We start from the raw sequence: 18,565 nt of genomic DNA on the forward strand, positions 1-18,565 counted from the left end.
CTTTTTTCTACTTTTGAAAAAATAGTCATATTTATGAAGAGAACATTACTTACCCTTCAGTTAGTATTGTCAATAGGCGTAGTGAGCGTAAAGGCACAGAACATGTACCCGATCAATAACTCATGGCTCGATCTGGAAACGCTTGTTAAAACGGACTCTATTCCGCAAAATGTCGATTCAGTAAACTTCAAAACGGTTAGCAAATTCGCTGCAAGATTCAATGTTGTCAATCTTACCGGAACGGTTCCTACTGAAACAGTATATAAAGGCCGCCCATTCAAAATAGCTGATGAAGGCCACATGTCATATAGTATTCCGCCACATGGCAAGGAGGTACTTATTGAAACAAATAAAGAAGAAACGCCGCTAGATGATGTGCCGGGCAATGATTTTATCTTTCCCGTATCAGACGGTGTTGTGCATATACAGCGCTTCGAAGGAAATGTAGGCTACAGAGTAACAAGGGTAGACGAATGGTGCAAAGTAAAATGCCGTCAGAACATTCCTCACACATTGTTTACACCGGTTAAGGATAAAGACGATTTTAAAACACCATACCTTTTCTATTTTACACACACTGACAGGTTTGTCGTCTTCACCTCTCTTAATGCAAAAAGCATTCATAAAACAGTAATTGTAGACCTTAAAGATGGCAAGGCGCAGCCTATAGAAGCTACTGTCTGCGGTGTTATTCGGTCAGATAACGAGGTTGCCTTTAAAGGTTACCTCGTTCGCGATGAAACAGCCAAAACAGTGAAGGTAAGCATGCAGGGCAGCAACTGGGCGCTTAGAGATAATAATGTGGCCAAGCTGGTTGCAGAATCAGTGGTAAATGATACTACAATCATATTGGCACGCTATCATCAGTCTGGCCCCGGCATAAGCCTTGTAGCATTCAGTGCCAAAACAGGCAAGCCCGTATGGAACGGCGAGGTACAGCAGGCTACAGGTATCCCCGGCAATGTTTATCTCAGCATCTACAAAAACAGGCTGATGATGGAAGTAGCCCAGCCCGGTGGCAAATACCTCGAGGTGTTTGACCTGAATACTGGTAAGAGAGTTTATTCTACTATCTAGCTTTATAGTATCCTGGAAACAATGATTTTCCCCGAATGTCATGGTGAGCCTCGCTGAACCACGACATTCGCACGGGACGTATTCGTTTTGTCTTCAGGATAATAATCGTTGTCATTAATAATACATCGTAGACGTATTTCTTCCCCTCACCACTACCAAAATACCCCAACTGTAATTACATTTGTTGTATGAGTACAGTATTGCTTCATAAAGAAAATGGCGTTGGCTACATTACGCTCAATCGCCCCGAAACGTATAACAGCTACAACCGCGAGATGGCCCTGACTTTACAGGCCCATCTCGATGATTGCGCTAACGATGAAACAGTAAGATGTGTGTACATGACGGGAGCCGGTAAAGGCTTCTGCTCAGGTCAGGATCTTTCTGAGGCAATGAGCCCAAGTCCCGAAGATTTTGAGCGCATGGTACGTGAGCATTATAATGCAACCATACTCCGTATCCGCAACATGGAAAAGCCTGTAATTGCTGCTGTAAACGGCGTAGCAGCGGGTGCTGGTGCTAACCTTGCACTGGCTTGCGACATAGTAGTGGCAAAAAACAGCGCATCGTTCATTCAGGCATTCAGTAATATTGGCTTGATACCGGATAGTGGTGGTACGTACTTTCTGCCCCGCCTCGTTGGTATGCAGCGCGCTGCTGCCTTGATGATGACAGCAGAAAAAGTATCCGGCCCCGAGGCTGTGGCCATGAACATGATCTTCAAATCATTCGCTGATGAAACATTTGAAGAGGAAAGCAAAAAGATAGCAACCAAACTGGCTATGATGCCTACACGCGGTATAGGCCTTACCAAAAAGCTCCTCAACATCACTTACGATAATACACTGGAAGAACAACTGGATGCTGAAAAGCATGTACAGATGGAAGCCGGTGCTACGCACGATTTCAAGGAAGGCGTAATGGCATTTCTTGAAAAGAGAAAACCGGTTTTTAAAGGGAAATAATTCATAGGCGGGTGCATCAACACCCGCCTTTTTTACTTTAATATCTGCACCCTTCTGTAATAATCTTCAGGTCTATTTTTATATCATATGCGCCGCGTCACCACACTACTATTTTTCCTGTTTTTTATAGCTCATTGTGCTACGGCACAACAGGAGGTAGAACTGAACAGCGGCTGGAAGTGTACGCGTGCTACCGATATCAATAAGTCTGGTGAAGAGATCTCAACACCTGTTACAGACGTTGCAGGCTGGCTGCCGGCCACCATTCCCGGCACGGTATTGACTACATTGCTCAACAACAAATTGTTCCTCGATCCTTTCTTCGGCATGAACAATAAACTCATTCCGGATATCTATACCACAGGCGCGGCATATTATACCTTCTGGTTTGTCAATGATTTTAATCATGCACCTGCAGCCAACGGAGATGAGGTCATGTTGCAGTTCAGGGGTATCAATTATAGCTATGATGTTTTCCTTAACGGGCATAAGGTCAATGACGTAAGAGATACCGGAATGTTCCTGCGGAGTAGTTACAGCATTACCCGCTATCTTAATCCTACCGGCAAAAACAGACTAGCCGTTATTGTCTATCCGCCCTCACCTGTTGGTAATCCTAATGGCGGGCAGGGTGGTGATGGTGTCATTGCACATAGTGTTACTAATCAATACCCTGCCGGCTGGGACTGGATACAACCCATTGCCGACCGCAATACAGGCATATGGGATAAGGTAACCATTAAGCGTACTAAACAGGTACACATAGAGAATACACATGTGGGTACTTTGGTGCCCGGCAAACGTAATGTTGAAGGCAAGCAAAAGCCCGCAACAATTAAAGTGACAACAGAAGCTGAAAATACATGCGATAGTGAGATCCGTGGTACTGCTATTTATGAACTCGGGGGGAAGAAAGTAAAGGTGTCGGTAACACTACAACCCCATTCTGTAGAAACAATTGAGTTCCCCGATCTTGAACTGGAAGATCCTAGGTTGTGGTGGCCCAATGGTTATGGTCCACAAAACCTATATCCTTGTAAGATCTCTTTTCTCATCAATAGCAAAACCCTGTCCGATAAAGAGGAATTGAATATTGGTGTAAGGCAGATAAAGACTGCATGGAATAACAAGACCAATAGCCGCGAAATAAGAGTAAACGGACAGAAAATATTTATTAAAGGTGGTAATTGGATTTTGTCTGATGCGCTGCTTAGGTTTGATGACGAGCGATATGATCATGAAGTACATTTTCATAAAGACATGAACCTTAACCTCATTCGTGTATGGGGTGGCGGTATAACTGAAAGGCCCGCCTTTTACGATGCCTGCGATAAATACGGACTGTTGGTGATGCAGGATTTCTGGGCATCGGGCGACTGTAATGGCCGCTGGTACGACCCGTTGAAACTGGAAGACACCAATGCCCGCCGCAACTACCCCGACAACCATAAACTATTCATCGAATCAGTGGAAGATCAGGTAAAGATGCTGCGCAATCACGCATCGCTTGCACTCTGGTGCGGCGGCAATGAGATAAGACCTCCTGCTGATATTCTCAGTGCTATGCGCGACTCTATCTTGCCTACGCTTGATGGCACCCGCTACTTCTTTGAATTTTCTAATGATGATAGTATGTCGCTGCACGGCGGTGATGGGCCATATGTGTTGCAGTCTAAAGACTACTTCTGGGCGCATAAGTCATTCCCATTCAATTCAGAGATAGGCTCAATAGGCATTGGCGATGTGGAGTCGCTAAAAAGGTTCCTGCCAGACTCTAACCTTGTAGTCCCCTATTATGATACATCTATGCGTAAATGGATCGTTGATTCTGTATGGCGCTATCACCGCTATGAGGGCTATGACTCAGCTATAGAAGTCTATGGGCATCCGAAAACAATAGAAGACTTTGCCCGCCGGGCACAACTGGTCAACTATGACCAATACCGAGCATTGATGGAAGGCGCCACTGCCCGCATGTGGGACTGGTACACCGGCATCATTATATGGAAAACACAGAACCCATGGACAGCTATGAAGGGCCAGATGTATGACTACTACGTGGATCCCAATGCCTGCCTGTATGGTACCCGCACCGGTAGCAAACAGCTGCATGTGATGTATGACCACATCAACAAGTTGGTGCTTGTTGCCAACAATCATTTTACGCCAACCGAAAAAATGGAACTCATTGCCAAGGCATATACTGCTGCGGGTGATGAAATTCCGCTGACTTCGAAATATGTACAAGTGGCTGCATCTTCCTGCAAACAACAATATAAGTTTGGCAAAGAGATAGATTCATTGGCTAAGCAAGAGGGCATATTTCTCTACCTCAGCCTTACCGATTCAGCAACTAATGTACCGGTAGATGATAACCTTTATTGGTTGACAGATGCAAAGGGTAATTATCCATTGCTGCAAAAAATGCCATTAGCAAAGTTGAATGCATCGGCCAGACAAACGGATAAGGGAATAGAAGTCACCATAGCTAATCCGTTGGGTAATCCGGTTGCATTCTTTCAGCGACTGACGCTTATTCATGCTAGCGGAGAAAGAGTACTCCCTGCCTTTTACAGCGACAATTATGTTTCCGTATTGCCGGGACAGGAAAAAACTTATATCTTACAAGTAAACTCAACCATTAAAGAAGCCTTACAACTATATGTTGAAGGGTGGAATACCAGACGACAATTCATTGAAATCAAATAATTCAAACAATGAGAAAGATATTTCTTGCATTATCTATACTACTGGCCTCACAGGCATTTGCACAGACTGATGCCAATATGGGTATCATACCTGCACCGGCTTCTATAAGTGCTCAGAAGGGTACGTTCACGCTCAATCCCGAGACCAGCATCATTGTTGATTATCCCGATCATAAGGCGGTAAAGTTTCTGTCTGATTACCTGAAGAAGAATGGCTACAATAACAACGTGGTGAACATCAACACCATGGATAAGAAGCCATCTATGATCAAGAATGCCATCATGCTGTTTAGCAATGTACCTGCTACAATGCCGGTAGATGGCTATGAGATGAAGGTGTCTGCCGACCAGGTGACTATCTATGGTAAGAACGCAGGCTTGTTCTACGCCGTGCAAACCTTGTTACAGATGATCACGCCGGTGAAGCGTGGCACTGCTACATTTGCCTGTGCTACCATCAAAGATGTACCCCGCTTCGGTTACAGGGGTATGCATCTCGATGTGGCACGTCACTTTTACTCTGTTGACTTCATAAAGAAGTATATAGATGTAATGGCTATGTACAAGCTCAATACCTTTCACTGGCACCTTACGGACGACCAGGGATGGCGCATAGAGATCAAGAAGTATCCGAAACTTACTTCTGTTGGCAGCAACCGTGCACAGACCAAGGTGGGCGGCTTCTCCGGCAATAATACCGATCTCTTCGACAACACGCCTTATGGCGGTTTCTATACTCAGGAGCAGATACGTGAAGTAGTAGCCTATGCTACCGATCGCTTCATCAACATAGTGCCCGAAATAGAAATGCCGGGTCATGCTATGGCAGCAATAGCGGCTTATCCTATTCTTAGTTGCGATCCTTCAAAGAACTATAAGGTGGGCGAGACGTGGGGTGTATATACCGATGTATTCTGCCCTACTGATACCACCTTCAAAATACTGAATGCAGTCCTTGATGAGGTGATGGATATGTTCCCGGGTAAATACATACACATAGGTGGCGATGAGTGCCCTAAAGATGCATGGAAAAAATCGGGTTTCTGCCAGCAGCTGATCAAAGACTCAACCCTGCGCGATGAGGCTGGATTACAGAGCTATTTTGTTCGCCGTATAGAGCGCCACATCAATGCCATGGGTCGCAGTATGATTGGCTGGGACGAGATACTGGAAGGTGGCGTAGCACCCAATGCAACCATCATGAGTTGGAGAGGTGTAAGCGGCGGTATTGCAGCTGCTCAGCTCAACCATGATGTGATCATGACCCCGGGCAGCGAAGGGCTGTACTTCGATCATGCACAAAGCGCATCAACCCAGGAGCCTTTGTCTATAGGTGGTAATGCTCCACTGTCTAAGGCTTATGCGTATGATCCTATTCCGGCTGAACTAACAGGTGACCAGAAGAAGCACGTAATAGGTGTGCAGGCAAACCTGTGGACCGAATATATAGCCACTCCTGCCAAAGCAGAATTTCACCTGCTGCCACGTATGCTGGCACTTGCCGAGATAGCATGGACTCCGGTATCTTCAAAGAACTATAACAACTTTGCCCAGCAACGTGTACCTAAGCACCTGGCCATGCTGGAGAGTAAAGGCTACAACTACCGTGTGCCTGAGATCATTGGTGCCAGTGACACTGTCTTGAAAGGTGAGGACTTTAAGTTCGAACTATCACCTACCGTAGAAGGTGCAAAAGTGCACTATACTATAGATGGCTATACTCCCCGCGAGACAGATATGTGGTACACCGAGCCACTACGCATCAAAGTACCATCAGGCAAGCGTCTCGACCTGAAAGCGGTTATCATAACACCGGGCGGAAAGCGCAGTAACCAGGTAACTGTGGTGCTGGATAATAGCGGCAGGTAGAAGAGATCGCTTACTATGAAAAACCCAAAGAATAATATTGTTCTATTGACCTCTGAAGAAAAGGAGTGGTTGCTGGAAATATACCACGCACGAAAAGATAACTTGTTCTTTGCAGGCGCATTGAGGAGCCTTGTATTATGCGTACTATGGTTTACGATCGGCATGTGGTTCGCAGCTTTCATTCACGAGATATTTTTTTACAAACTCAACGGGTCATGGTTCACTCATGAGCATTTTTGGGGTAAATGGTGGTTAAAGACAATAGTTATTCTACTTATGGAAGTGGCGGTATGTCTGTTTACCTGGTTCGGGGTAATCCTTCCATTTAAACAAGATGCACTATCCGGAATTAAGGAACAGGTGTCATTTAATATCGCAATCAAAGAACACTATCCAATTACCGGGCAGTACTTCTTCAGATTCCGGCACAAAATTGATCAACTGCATGAGGTAGATGAGGCCAGATATAACCAGTACGACGAGGCAGTGACATATTTATAGACAGGGCAATTAAGTCTGGTTTTGTCTTTTCAGCCGGTAATCATGTCAAGTCTAAATTTTTTGATTTAACGATCAAGCGCCGTAACCTCCGACCATAAAAGATGTCCTACATGCTGTTGCTTCCTTATCACAGATTTACGTTTAGTACGCCATTAACTTCAACTGAGGTTATAGAACGTATGCAAGAGCAGGTAGGTCCAACGATCAGTACCGCTATGATGGGTAAGGGCAGAGGTGAGTTTGATCCTTTTTCTGAAGCAGAAGAGATGGTCTATCCCTATAATGGTGCGGTATATGAAGATTACTTTGCCATATCGCGCAGTGTGAGGGGATTTCCCATGCCGGTTATATGGGGTACTGTATTTGAGCAAAATAACCTGACTTATGTTTCTGTCGTTGTAAAACCCGATATGTCGGAGCAGTTTATTGTGTTGTTTCTATTCCTCAGCATCCCGTTACTGGCGTGCATAGGGGCCATAACAAGCTTACTGTTGAACGGTTTTGACCCCAAGATGTTAGCAGGTATTGGTATCTTCGTCATACCCTATTCTTTACTGCTAATATTATTTCGTAACGAACAAAACATCAACCGTAGCTTTCTTGTTGAGGTGCTGAATGGGAAGATCGTTTAAGGGAAACATCAGAAATATGTCCATCTGGTATACCAGATGGACATATTCATTTTTATATAGAGAACGATGCTGTCGTTATATCTTCTCCAGGATGATCGTCATCTTTTCTTTCTTCATGTTGAGGTGTAGTTCCTTGTCAGTAAGCTTTGTAATATCAAGTGTTTCTTTTTCGCCTTTCGGGCCTACTGTTTCTAACTTGGTACCTACTTTTTTGTAAGTTCCTTTTTCGGCATCGTGTCCGTCTCCTGTCATCTTCATGGTGCCATCAGCCATAAACTCATAGGTCATATTTTGCTTGGCAATCATCTCTTTTACTTCCTTAGGGTCCGGTGCTTTTTCGCCCTTAGGAACTTCAAACTTCATGTCTACTGCGTGCCACTTACCTACAATGCTTGCTGCAACCGGCGCTGCCGCGGGTGCCGGGTCTCCACCTTCGCCGGGCTGATTAAGCTTTGCACCAGCATTAGCGATAAATACTGCGCATACTAATGCGCCAAATAGGAATGCCTTCTTCATGTTTATCTTTTATTTTATGATCAATTTATCGGTATTCTAAAATGATGGAATTATGCTCTTTCCATCATTACCAGCATCTTGCCCTGGTTCACTTTTATGGTTAGTACTTTATCGGTAAGCGTTATTATTTCATAGATTTCCTTTTCACCTTTCGGGCCCGTAGTCTCTATTTTGTTACCTGTTTTCTTATAAGTACCTGCTGTCAATTTATTATTGGCTGTCACATTTACTTTGCCGTCGGTAGTAAATTCGTAAAGCCCGTTCTGTTTAACTACCATTGCGGTTACTGTGGCCTGGTCGGGCATTTTTCCTCCCGGAGGGGCAACAAGGAATTTCATATCCAACACATGCCATTTACCGGTGAGGGTTGCCGCTGCCGGGGCTGCTGCGGGAGCAGGGTCGCCGCCTTCGCCGGGTTGGTTGAGGCTTGCACCTGCATTAGCTGTTAATACTGCACAGAGCATGGCTCCGAATAAAAATATCTTTTTCATATTGTTTGTTTTCTGTGTCTAAAAATAAATATAGGCATTTTGTGAATGCGCAGCGAGTGTATAAGTGTTACAAATTAACTTGTATGTGTGTAAAAGCAAGATCATTCGCAGCATGGAGACCAACCATTCTTTAATAACGATCTTTTTATTAATCTACCAGCAGGCGTATTAGTTTGGCTACATCATTCTTAGCCCTGATCTCGGGATAAGGTAGTTCGGTGCTTAGTGCTTTCAACACACTTTCTGCGATCGATTTTTTATCCCATGGATCGAACACGGTGCTTGGTTTGATGACATCATAGACATAAGCCAGATCCGGCGCCAGTACTTTCATGCCGCTTTCCACACTTTCTATCAATGGCAACCCGAAGCTTTCCATTACAGAAGGACAAACCAGGTAGCGGTATTTGAAGTACAGTTCGCGCGGGTCGATGTAGCTATAGTTGTATATCCTGATGCCTTTCGCTTTCATTTCATCTATTCTTGCCAGCAGGGTTGGAGCAGTCTCATCTATTGTGATGTGCAGCCCCGGTGTATGCCCCAGAGAATGCAGGTATTCCCATGCATCTAATAGAGTCGGATAGTTCTTCTGTGGGGATGGTGTGCTTACAAATGCAAAGTCATCAACCGGGCGCTGATCGAAGGGGGTATGTGCTCCTGCGTATTTACCGGTATCGTAAAAGGGTATGGTCAAGCAATGGGCGGCATCCTTCAGATTCAGTTTCATCATCTCGTCTACCATGTGCTGCGTTTGCACTATATAGTAGTCGGTGTTCTTGTTAAACAGCTTTATGACCAGATACTTTGCGTACAGCTTCCAATAGGCGCGCTTAAATTTTTGATGTGGTGCCTCCAGCAGTTTCTGATTGTGGGAGTAAGTATACGTCGGCACTTTCAGTCTTACGGGTGGTGGCGTATTGGCAAAGCAGAATACCTTGGTGTAGTTCTTACCCGTCTCTTTATAAAATTTGCTTCTGTCTCCCATAGTGTTTGGCACCACCTTATAGTTGCCCGTAAGCACCTTGGGTATATCGAACCGGGGATCAAGCAAGAAGAAAAAATCGTCCTTGCGGGGATGGAGACATATCTGCTCAATGAGGTATTGCAACAATACAGCCCCTCCGCCCTTATTTATAAATAATCCGTCAACTAGTATCATGTGGGTAGTAATAAGTGCAAAAGTAAGTTTATAACATAACGATGTATAAGTGGGTAGGTTGTAATTGCGGTATTTTTATTACTTTGTATATTATTTTTATGGATTTCTAACAAATGGGGTCGGGGACTCGTCATATATTGTACAACTCCCTGGTGGCTAATAGTAAATGAATACAAAACAGTACATATTATTGATAATGAGTAGCTTATTGCTACTTGTGGCGTCGTGTCGCAAAGCTGATTATCATGTAAGTACTGTTATAAAAGCAACAGATAAGACAAATATCAACACGATTTTTGCTTCCCTACGTACTCACCCCGAGTTCTTTGATGTGGAAGCAGGGGTATATTCAGAGATCCGTGCATCGAAGGGGACGAGGTTCAGGTTTTACCCATATTCCTTTAAAGATAAGAGTGGCCATATCATTACCTCGGGCATCGTGCGGATAAGTGTGATAGAAATGTATGGTGCAGGTGCCAGTATTGCCAACCGTTCTGTATCCCTGAGTGGTAACCAGCTGCTGCACAATACCGGCCAGGTGTACATAACAGGATCTATGAATGGTGAAGAAATTGGTGTGAACAAATATGGCATCGATTTCATTACCGCCACACATCTGTCTACTCCTATGGCGCTATACTATGGCTTTGACAATTACGAAGACTTGCTGGTAAGATGGATGCGGGTAGGTAATATGACAGGTACCGCTGTGACCGGAACAATAGTTGATACTATGACCGTGGTAGTTATAGATACGGCACATACGCTTGATACGGGGCACATATATCGCAATTACAATCAGTTCGATTCGTGCGGGGCACTGTACTGGGTGAGCAGCCAGTATCCGGCCTGGACAACTACCGACCTCACTAACATCTCTGTTATCCCAAGCGATACGTCATTTGATGCTTCTAACACAGCTGTCTTTGTAGTCTTTGCCGATTTTAATGCTGCTGTAGGGGTAGGCGACTATAATAACCAGACTCATACTTTTTCACTGACCCCGGGTTATACTATACCTATGGAGACCCGCATTGATATTGTAACCATAGGCTACAAGGGTGGACTATTGTACTACTCTGTTCAAAAGGATATTACGCTAACGGAGGCAATGACCTTTACGCCTGTTATGGAGCCTCATACGGTTGGCGAAGTGCTTAATCTTCTGGCAATGCTCTGATTTTTTTATACTCCTCTATAATCCCTAAGTTCTGGCAAGAAAATAGCGGTTGTCTTTTGGCAACTGCTTTTTTGTTTTTGTGAAAGAGATCATTTCATGTCTCGGTTATAATTGGCTGCGAACCTACGGCTCGCATGTGGAATAGAGGTCTTTATGTTGCTACAAACCTGTGACCACCTACGGGGTCATGACATGTAATGTGCCAAACTTCAATGTGCAACTGATTTACGCCACCCGTCATTCAGTGCTTTATTACTTAGCCATTTTGGCCAGGAATGTTGCGTAGGCGTTGTTCCAGCCGTGCCACTGCTGGTCGGTGCCGAGGGAGAAGTTGTGGAAGACCGTGTTGAGGGTGCTACCGCATCTTTGCAAGTCGGCAACCATTTTGTTGAGGGCTGTAAAAGCATCTGTTACTGACATGGCCATATCGAAGTGGGCTGTAGTATCCATAAAGCAGAATGGATGGGTGCGGATGGGTGTAACTGATTCTTTAAGCAGATCGTACCAGAGGAATGAGCTGCCTGTGCCCGCCCTGAAGCCTATATGTGAGCCATAGCCCATGCTGTAGTCCTGCGTTATCTCATTGTCCATGAGCAGATGATAGGTGGTGGGTATCATCAGCCTGATGTAGTGCTGGCGGGAGATATGTATGGGGTGTGCTATAATGTTCTTCAGCGTGTTCTGCTCCTTGGCCATCACATCGTAGTGGGTAGCATAGTAGGAGGGGTGTATACCTACCTCGCCTTCCTTAGCCAATTGTTTGATAACCCGTACCATAGCCGGGTGTTTGGGGTGTATATTCTTATCGAAAGGTGTGGTGCGTAGTGCCGACAGGATGAAGTAGATGGGCTTGTAGCCGTGCTCTTCGTGCAGATGCCGCAGCCAGGTAAAAGAATCGTATGGGTCTACGGCTTTCTTCTTCAATACCTGCGTACGCTCGCTGATCTGTTGCACATCTCCCTTTAGTAATGCTCTTATATAGGCACCTACTATGCGCTTAATGCCTTTATAGGCATGGGAGTAAGCCATGTCTATATCGTAAGTGGGCTGGAATGTAAATGCTGGTTTTGCTATAGTAATGCTCCAGGTCTTTTCAAGTAGTTGCCTGAAGGCTTCTACCCATTCATCGACAATGGGCCGGGTGAGCCAGCCCTGTTTGTATAGTATGCTATCGGTAGCGGGATACCTGCCGTGCTTGTCGGTATTCTGAGGAAAATACTCTTCGTATCGGCTCAACAGGTAAAATATTGCCGACAGAATATCGAACGGTAGTGTGTGGTGTTCTGTTCCTGCGAAAAGCACAGGTAGGCCATTCCAATCACCGATAGCAGGTGTACACTCTTCCAGTCCTTTGTTGCGGTGTATGCCGGCATCAGCTGTTGCTAAAGATGTTATGCTGCTCTTGGTAGTAAGTCCGGCATCGGGTATTGATATTTTGCCGGGGAGTATGGTTCCGTATGTAATACAGAAAGGGGCATCGATAGCTTCCTGTTCATTGGTGGTCAGTTGATAGCTGAGTTGCAGGCGCTCAGTGAATAACCAGTCTAGTACGTAGGTAAGACGAGTGCTTTGGTGAGTGCTGTATACAACTATCTTTTCCATACTTGGTTACCAAAGATAATCCGTTATTTATGAAATAGCACTGATTGTAGTATGAATTCGAAAAGTGGCAGTTTTTCATAAAAGTGGCAGTTTTGGTTGTGTGTATTTGGCTGAAATACTTTGTGGTCAATGTTTTCGTGGTATTTTAACAAACTGCCACTCTCTGCCACTTCCTGCCACTTTCTGCCACATGGTGCCACTTTTTTTTGTTGCTTCGTGCCGAAAAAGGTTTACATGTTGGTTAGATTGTCTCTGGAATTGTTTGCATGTAAATTGTGTGCGGATGCAGTAGTGTATAAAACGAATACGTCCTTACGTGAGATTGCTTCGTGCCTCGCAATGACCCGCTTGGGACGGTTGTTGCAGGGCTGAAGATGTTCAGCCCCTACGTGGTTGTGATTAGGGTTCATATGTCAAAGAGCATACAGGGGCTTTTCCTGAATTGAGTGCAAATTAATGCGTGAAAATGACATGATAAAATAAAGATATTCACAAAATTTGCGAAAAAATCGGCTGAAACGTGCAGTGGGTAAGGGTTTGAGGCGGGTTGTTTTCTGTGGATATGTTTTTGAGTGTTTTTCGGGCGTTACAAACGCCCTGCCGGTGCATCCGCGTTGCAAACGCGGACGAGGTGAGATTCCAATCTCAAAGAGGTACGTCCCGATGGCTGTTGGTCGGAAGACACAACAGCGGCAGATGTGTGTAGCTAGTGAGTTTCAAAGAGAATCGTCCCCTCTTAAAATAAGAGGGGAGTTGTTGCTTGGCCCTCTGAAAACGAATGCGTCCGGATGTGTCGTCGGTCAGAGACCATAAGTGTTCGAAACTTCATTTTCTGTAACAAACTCCCCATATAATGTAATTTCTTTCGCCCCTTCAGGGCTAGGATCACGTCCTTTTTTAATACCCGGGGCTACACCCCGGGCTATTATATTTCGGTCTTTCAGACCTGTTTTATCACGTTTCGAACACTTATGGTCAGAGACCGACAACGGGCGTTCAGCTAGCAGATTCGGGAGAGAGGTATGTAGGTTATAGAAACAAGAAAGGCCCGCGTTTGCGGGCCTTTCTGAAAAATATAATGAGGTGTACTACTAGTAACGGTACATATCTGTTTTGTATGGACCTTCCTTAGGTATACCCAGGTAAGCTGATTGTGCAGGAGTCAATTCGTCCAGAACAACACCAACTTTAGCAAGGTGTAAGCGTGCTACCTTCTCATCGAGGTGCTTAGGCAATACATATACTTTGTTCTCGTAGTTAGCGTGGTTGTTCCACAATTCTATCTGAGCCAGAGTCTGGTTGCTGAATGAGTTACTCATTACGAAGCTAGGGTGGCCGGTAGCGCAACCTAGGTTAACCAAACGACCTTCAGCAAGGATGATCACATCTTTACCTTCGATAGTGTACATATCAACCTGTGGCTTGATGGTATCCTTAGTAGTACCGTAGTTGTCATTCAACCATGCCATATCTATTTCTATATCGAAGTGGCCGATGTTACAAACGATGGCCTTGTCCTTCATCTGACGGAAGTGAGCTTCTGTGATCAGATCGCGGCAACCTGAAGCTGTAACGATGATGTCTGCTTCTTTAACTGCATCGATCATACGCTTAACTTCGAAACCGTCCATTGATGCCTGCAATGCGCAGATAGGATCGATCTCAGTAACGATAACGCGAGCACCTGCACCACGCAAAGACAACGCTGAACCTTTACCTACATCACCATAACCACCTACAACAGCTACTTTACCAGCCATCATAACGTCGGTAGCGCGGCGGATAGCATCCACCAGGCTTTCCTGGCAACCATATTTGTTATCGAACTTAGACTTAGTAACAGAGTCGTTTACATTGATAGCAGGCATTGGCAATGTGCCGGCAGCCATACGCTCGTACAAACGGTGAACGCCTGTAGTTGTTTCTTCGCTCAGACCCTTTATGTGCTGAACCAGTTCGGTGTATTTATCCAATACGATGTTGGTCAAGTCACCACCATCATCAAGGATCATATTCAGCGGACGATCTTCGCTACCGAAGAACAAAGTCTGCTCGATACACCAGTCAGCATCTTCAAGGCTCTGACCTTTCCATGCGAATACGCCGATACCTGCAGCAGCGATAGCAGCAGCAGCCTGATCTTGTGTAGAGAATATGTTGCAAGAGCTCCAGCGAACTTCAGCACCAAGAGCAGTAAGGGTTTCAATCAATACAGCAGTCTGAATGGTCATGTGCAGGCAACCAGCTATGCGGGCACCTTTCAACGGTTGTGACGGGCCATATTCTGCACGGATAGCCATAAGGCCCGGCATTTCGGCTTCAGCAAGTCTTATTTCTTTACGTCCCCACTCTGCCAGGCTGATGTCAGCTACTTTGTACGGCAGTTTTAAATCAATCTTTGAACCTGTCATTGTAGTCATATATATGTTATAATATTAAAAATTCCACGCAAAAGTATAAACAATATCATTATAAACCCTAAAATGAAAGCCAATAGTTATTTAACTTTTCTATCCTTCGGGTGGTGTTTAGCTATAAAGAGGGTGGGGTGTGTAAGGGTCAATGGTTCACTTCAGTCTTCTTTAAACCTGCTTGTAGACACATGTTGTTGCGTGTTCAAAGAGGACCGGCCTTATGTTCAAGTCAGAGACCCGTTAAATTATTTCGTCACGAGAGCGCTGCGCTAACTCTCGCGACAGATTTGTGGGGGATATCCGTGTGCATGCGATATCACAAAACGAATATGTACATACGTGAGATTGCTTCGTGCCTCGCAATGACACCCGCTGTAGTTTTTCAAATCATTTTACCTGTCTGTCCTTCCATTTGTAGTTGCCTATGAAGCCCATGAGGCCGGCGAGGGTGATGTAGATGATATGCAGGGGCTGGAGGAAGGGGAAATAGACCTGAACCCATTGTTTATGGAAGAACCTTACTACCGGGCGCATGTAGAGATATTCGGTAAAACCTTTGATAATGAGCATAGCGCCGCCGAGGAGCCAGTAGTCGTGATGGAAGAAGCCTGCAATGGCCATGAACAGGAACCATACATTGTATAGATATACCAACATAAGTATAGCTGTGAGTCGGTTGTCGCTGTACTTGCCTGACTTGGAGGCCCAGCGGATGCGCTGATTGAAGAAGCTGGCCCAGTCGGGTTGGGGTAGGGTGGTCATTATGGCCTGTTCTGACTTTAGGTAGCTGATCTTAGCGCCGGGTTCCTGTGCTATCTTCATCATCAGCAGGTAGTCGTCGCCCGATGCCAGGTTGTCGATACCTTCATAGCCCTTTACGCGCCCGAAGATCTCTTTAGTAAAGGTGAGGTTAGCACCGTTACTCATGCGGCCCAGGTTCATGCTGTGTGCGGCTGCGGTTATGCCCTGCATACTCATGAAGTCTGTGAGCTGGAATATAGGCAGCAAGCCGCCTGTAACCTGGAAGATAACCGGAGCAACTATCATATCGGGCTTGTCCTGCTCATACTTACAAGCAATGTTCATGAGCCAGGCGTTGGGGGCTATGCAGTCTGCATCGGTAGTAACAATGAGTGCGCCGTTACTCGCATTTACGCCTACAGCTAAAGCCGCCTTCTTGTAAGAGTTGAGTTGCTTGCCGGGTTCTAAGTGGTCGGCGAGCGCTATACAGCGAACTGCTGAGTTGTGGTATTCATGAACTATGTCGGCTGTGCCATCGGTAGAATGGTCGTCTATAACAATGATCTCAAAAAGGTTGGCCGGATATTTCTGTGCCAGTATTGAATCTATACATGCACCAATATTGCTGCGCTCATTGCGGGCGGGTATGATGATGGAGATGAAGGTATTAGGTGTAAAACTAACCGGCAGCCTGAATTCGGGTTGGCGCTTCCAGCCGCGGCTGTAGGCTACCATGAGGACTACATAGGCAAGGGTGAGTAATATACAGATGGTAACTATGATCGTCATTCTATAATAATGTTTGTGCTATCTGCGCAGCTGTGTCGGGGCCAATGATGTTGTGGCCTTTATCCAGTATGTGCAGTTTTACTTTTGTTGATCCCGAGGCAAATTTTTCACCAAGGGCTGCGGGTATTACCTTGTCGTACTTGCCCATAAAAAGCGTTACCTGAATGTTGTATTGCTCTATTGTAGCCAGCACCTTGCGTTGATCGGGCATTAACCCACTCATTGCCGGCCATACAAGACTCAGTTGTTTGCGAACAGGTTCATTGCCAATATAATGCGACACAAATTTATGCTGCCATTCCGATATCCATTTATAATCTTTCAGTCGTGTTACTACTTTGGCATATGGTCCGGGATTGTTCAGCATTTTGCTGAACATCTTGCGCCCAAGAGCTGTGCGGGTAAAGAAGAAGTAATACTTGTTAGGTGCCAGGCCATCGCTGGCTATGAGTGTAGCTTTATCTACATGGTCTCCCAATTCTTCAATGATAGTCAGGCACACGCGACCACCCATGCTGAATCCCAGCAGCGACAGCTTATCGACCTTGCATTCTTTCATCAGGTCTAAACACATATCCCTCAGCATGCTGCGTGTAAATGTAGTCTCGGGCTGCCACGTGCTTTGGCCGTGGTGCGGGTGGTCTATGAACAGGCAGGTGTATTGCTGCGCCAGATGTGGTGCGAATTCCAGCATGCTGGCTCCTTCGTGTCCGTACCCGGGAAATGCCAGCAGCAACTTGTTGCCATTACCCGCTTTGAGGTAATGGATCTGTTCGTTGCCCGCTTTGATATAGCCTGAGGTATGGTGCATGCGCGTATAAAAGTAAGGGGTAATTTTTGTTTGGTAGTTTGTGGCAGAAAGTTTCATGCAAAGGGTGATACCGAAACTCATCTCATGCGGATAACCACCTCCCCCCAACATGCCAGCTGAAAAGGCCGGCATGTTGGGGTACTCCTCCTTCAAAAGGAGGAGAGTGGTTAACGCAACTTTTTTCTGTTGATTAATTGAATTTACACCTCATAGCTTGTCCCTTCTACAGTGACATGCACACCAGGGAATATAGCGCCGGCCTCGGCTTCAAAGGCATCGAGTTCTTTGTACCTTGATGAGAAGTGGCCAATAAGTAATTGGCCAACGTTGGCCAGTTTGGCCATTTCAGCAGCCTGTACTGTTGTGCTGTGAAAGCGGAGTATGGCTTTGTCAGCATTTTCATGCAGGTAGGTGCTCTCGTGGTAGAGCAGATCTACATTCTTTATGAAAGGCAGGTAGGTTTCGGAGTAGAGGGTGTCGGCACAGTAGGCATATCTCTTTGCGGGTGGACCATCAAGGGTTACAAGGTTGTTGGCTATGATGGTGCCATCTGCCGCGGAATAATCCTGGCCTTGTTTCAGTTGATTATAGAAAGTTTGTGGTATGTTGTATTCACTGCACTTATCCAGCAATAGTTTTCGGCCGCTGCTCTTTTGGGTGATCACAAAACCATGACAGGCTATGCGGTGAACCACAGGAAAGCAAGTTATGTTGAATGCAGGATTGTCTTCGAGGATGGCATCACCCTCGGGTAGCTGGTGGTAATGTAAAGGGTAGGCCAGTTCGCTATCGGCCACCTGCATGATCATGTCTAGTATGGGTAGCAATGGTGCGGGTGCATACAAGTGAAGCGGTTGGATGCGGCCCTGCAGGCTCATGCTATTGAGCAGGCCGGGCAGACCGAAATAATGATCTCCGTGCAAATGACTGATGAGTATATGATTGAGTCTGCGCCACTTAATGCCATATTTCTGCATCTGCACCTGTGTAGATTCTCCACAATCTATGAGTATAATTTCCCCATTCACCTCTACCGCCTGTGCTGTAGGGTGCCTGCCATAGGCGGGTAATGCCGAGTTGTTTCCTAGTATCGTTACATTCACTTTGCGC

Annotated in this window: 15 protein-coding genes; 7 read left to right on the forward strand and 8 right to left on the reverse strand. The window is 45.6% G+C overall.

Annotated elements, in window-relative coordinates; translation table 11 throughout:
- Positions 1-33: 33 nt before the first annotated feature.
- The 6 genes from CJD36_RS11790 (at position 34) to CJD36_RS11815 (ending at position 7,752) form a co-directional block, all read left to right on the forward strand.
- Positions 34-1,077 (forward strand): hypothetical protein, encoded by a 1,044-nt coding sequence (locus CJD36_RS11790; RefSeq protein ID WP_105039376.1) that lies wholly within the window; start codon positions 34-36, stop codon positions 1,075-1,077.
- 188 nt (positions 1,078-1,265) lie between these two features.
- Positions 1,266-2,042, forward strand: coding sequence for an enoyl-CoA hydratase-related protein (locus CJD36_RS11795; RefSeq protein ID WP_105039377.1), 777 nt, complete (start codon positions 1,266-1,268; stop codon positions 2,040-2,042).
- An 87-nt stretch (positions 2,043-2,129) separates the two neighbouring features.
- Positions 2,130-4,751, forward strand: coding sequence for a glycoside hydrolase family 2 protein (locus CJD36_RS11800; protein ID WP_105039378.1), 2,622 nt, complete (start codon positions 2,130-2,132; stop codon positions 4,749-4,751).
- An 8-nt stretch (positions 4,752-4,759) separates the two neighbouring features.
- A complete protein-coding gene (locus CJD36_RS11805) occupies positions 4,760-6,619 on the forward strand; it encodes a beta-N-acetylhexosaminidase (RefSeq protein WP_105039379.1) in 1,860 nt (619 codons plus the stop codon).
- Between the two features lie 15 nt (positions 6,620-6,634).
- On the forward strand, positions 6,635-7,120 hold the full coding sequence (locus CJD36_RS11810; RefSeq protein WP_105039380.1) for a hypothetical protein: 486 nt from the start codon (positions 6,635-6,637) through the stop codon (positions 7,118-7,120).
- Positions 7,121-7,230: 110 nt separating this feature from the next.
- The gene (locus tag CJD36_RS11815) at positions 7,231-7,752 is read left to right on the forward strand and encodes a hypothetical protein (protein WP_133162613.1); all 522 of its coding nucleotides are present in this window, start codon (positions 7,231-7,233) and stop codon (positions 7,750-7,752) included.
- 75 nt (positions 7,753-7,827) lie between these two features.
- On the opposite strand, the gene CJD36_RS11820 is transcribed toward CJD36_RS11815, so the two are convergent.
- The 3 genes from CJD36_RS11820 to CJD36_RS11830 form a co-directional block, all read right to left on the reverse strand.
- Positions 7,828-8,268, reverse strand: coding sequence for a lipocalin-like domain-containing protein (locus tag CJD36_RS11820; protein WP_105039382.1), 441 nt, complete (start codon positions 8,266-8,268; stop codon positions 7,828-7,830).
- A 50-nt stretch (positions 8,269-8,318) separates the two neighbouring features.
- Complete coding sequence (locus CJD36_RS11825; protein ID WP_105039383.1) at positions 8,319-8,759, reverse strand: lipocalin-like domain-containing protein; 441 nt, start codon at positions 8,757-8,759, stop codon at positions 8,319-8,321.
- Positions 8,760-8,907: 148 nt separating this feature from the next.
- Positions 8,908-9,918, reverse strand: coding sequence for a glycosyltransferase (locus tag CJD36_RS11830; RefSeq protein ID WP_105039384.1), 1,011 nt, complete (start codon positions 9,916-9,918; stop codon positions 8,908-8,910).
- A gap of 196 nt (positions 9,919-10,114) precedes the next feature.
- Here CJD36_RS11830 and CJD36_RS11835 point away from each other — a divergent pair, with 196 nt between their 5' ends.
- The gene (locus CJD36_RS11835) at positions 10,115-11,098 is read left to right on the forward strand and encodes a hypothetical protein (RefSeq protein ID WP_133162614.1); all 984 of its coding nucleotides are present in this window, start codon (positions 10,115-10,117) and stop codon (positions 11,096-11,098) included.
- A 252-nt stretch (positions 11,099-11,350) separates the two neighbouring features.
- Here the strand turns inward: CJD36_RS11835 and CJD36_RS11840 are convergent, their stop codons facing one another.
- The 5 genes from CJD36_RS11840 to CJD36_RS11860 form a co-directional block, all read right to left on the reverse strand.
- A complete protein-coding gene (locus CJD36_RS11840) occupies positions 11,351-12,700 on the reverse strand; it encodes a polysaccharide deacetylase family protein (RefSeq protein WP_105039386.1) in 1,350 nt (449 codons plus the stop codon).
- Positions 12,701-13,791: 1,091 nt separating this feature from the next.
- Positions 13,792-15,111, reverse strand: coding sequence for an adenosylhomocysteinase (gene ahcY, locus CJD36_RS11845; protein ID WP_105039905.1), 1,320 nt, complete (start codon positions 15,109-15,111; stop codon positions 13,792-13,794).
- A gap of 390 nt (positions 15,112-15,501) precedes the next feature.
- Positions 15,502-16,644, reverse strand: a complete 1,143-nt coding sequence (locus tag CJD36_RS11850) for a glycosyltransferase (RefSeq protein ID WP_105039387.1) — start codon at positions 16,642-16,644, stop codon at positions 15,502-15,504.
- A 1-nt stretch (position 16,645) separates the two neighbouring features.
- On the reverse strand, positions 16,646-17,608 hold the full coding sequence (locus CJD36_RS11855) for an alpha/beta fold hydrolase (protein ID WP_133162615.1): 963 nt from the start codon (positions 17,606-17,608) through the stop codon (positions 16,646-16,648).
- Positions 17,609-17,655: 47 nt separating this feature from the next.
- Positions 17,656-18,558 carry a ribonuclease Z gene (locus CJD36_RS11860; RefSeq protein ID WP_105039906.1) on the reverse strand — a complete coding sequence of 301 codons (903 nt, stop codon included), beginning with the start codon at positions 18,556-18,558 and terminating at the stop codon, positions 17,656-17,658.
- Between the last annotated feature and the right edge of the window lie 7 nt (positions 18,559-18,565).

The sequence above is a fragment of the Flavipsychrobacter stenotrophus genome (genome assembly GCF_002954265.1).
Taxonomy (GTDB): Bacteria; Bacteroidota; Bacteroidia; order Chitinophagales; family Chitinophagaceae; genus Flavipsychrobacter; species Flavipsychrobacter stenotrophus.

Coding starts and splice junctions, on each gene's coding strand:
- CJD36_RS11825 (WP_105039383.1), bottom strand. CDS start 8,759: ATGAAAAAGATATTTTTATTCGGAGCCATGCTCTGTGCAGTATTAACA.
- CJD36_RS11815 (WP_133162613.1), top strand. CDS start 7,231: ATGCTGTTGCTTCCTTATCACAGATTTACGTTTAGTACGCCATTAACT.
- CJD36_RS11795 (WP_105039377.1), top strand. CDS start 1,266: ATGAGTACAGTATTGCTTCATAAAGAAAATGGCGTTGGCTACATTACG.
- ahcY (WP_105039905.1), bottom strand. CDS start 15,111: ATGACAGGTTCAAAGATTGATTTAAAACTGCCGTACAAAGTAGCTGAC.
- CJD36_RS11850 (WP_105039387.1), bottom strand. CDS start 16,644: ATGACGATCATAGTTACCATCTGTATATTACTCACCCTTGCCTATGTA.
- CJD36_RS11835 (WP_133162614.1), top strand. CDS start 10,115: ATGAGTAGCTTATTGCTACTTGTGGCGTCGTGTCGCAAAGCTGATTAT.
- CJD36_RS11810 (WP_105039380.1), top strand. CDS start 6,635: ATGAAAAACCCAAAGAATAATATTGTTCTATTGACCTCTGAAGAAAAG.
- CJD36_RS11840 (WP_105039386.1), bottom strand. CDS start 12,700: ATGGAAAAGATAGTTGTATACAGCACTCACCAAAGCACTCGTCTTACC.
- CJD36_RS11830 (WP_105039384.1), bottom strand. CDS start 9,918: ATGATACTAGTTGACGGATTATTTATAAATAAGGGCGGAGGGGCTGTA.
- CJD36_RS11790 (WP_105039376.1), top strand. CDS start 34: ATGAAGAGAACATTACTTACCCTTCAGTTAGTATTGTCAATAGGCGTA.
- CJD36_RS11805 (WP_105039379.1), top strand. CDS start 4,760: ATGAGAAAGATATTTCTTGCATTATCTATACTACTGGCCTCACAGGCA.
- CJD36_RS11820 (WP_105039382.1), bottom strand. CDS start 8,268: ATGAAGAAGGCATTCCTATTTGGCGCATTAGTATGCGCAGTATTTATC.
- CJD36_RS11800 (WP_105039378.1), top strand. CDS start 2,130: ATGCGCCGCGTCACCACACTACTATTTTTCCTGTTTTTTATAGCTCAT.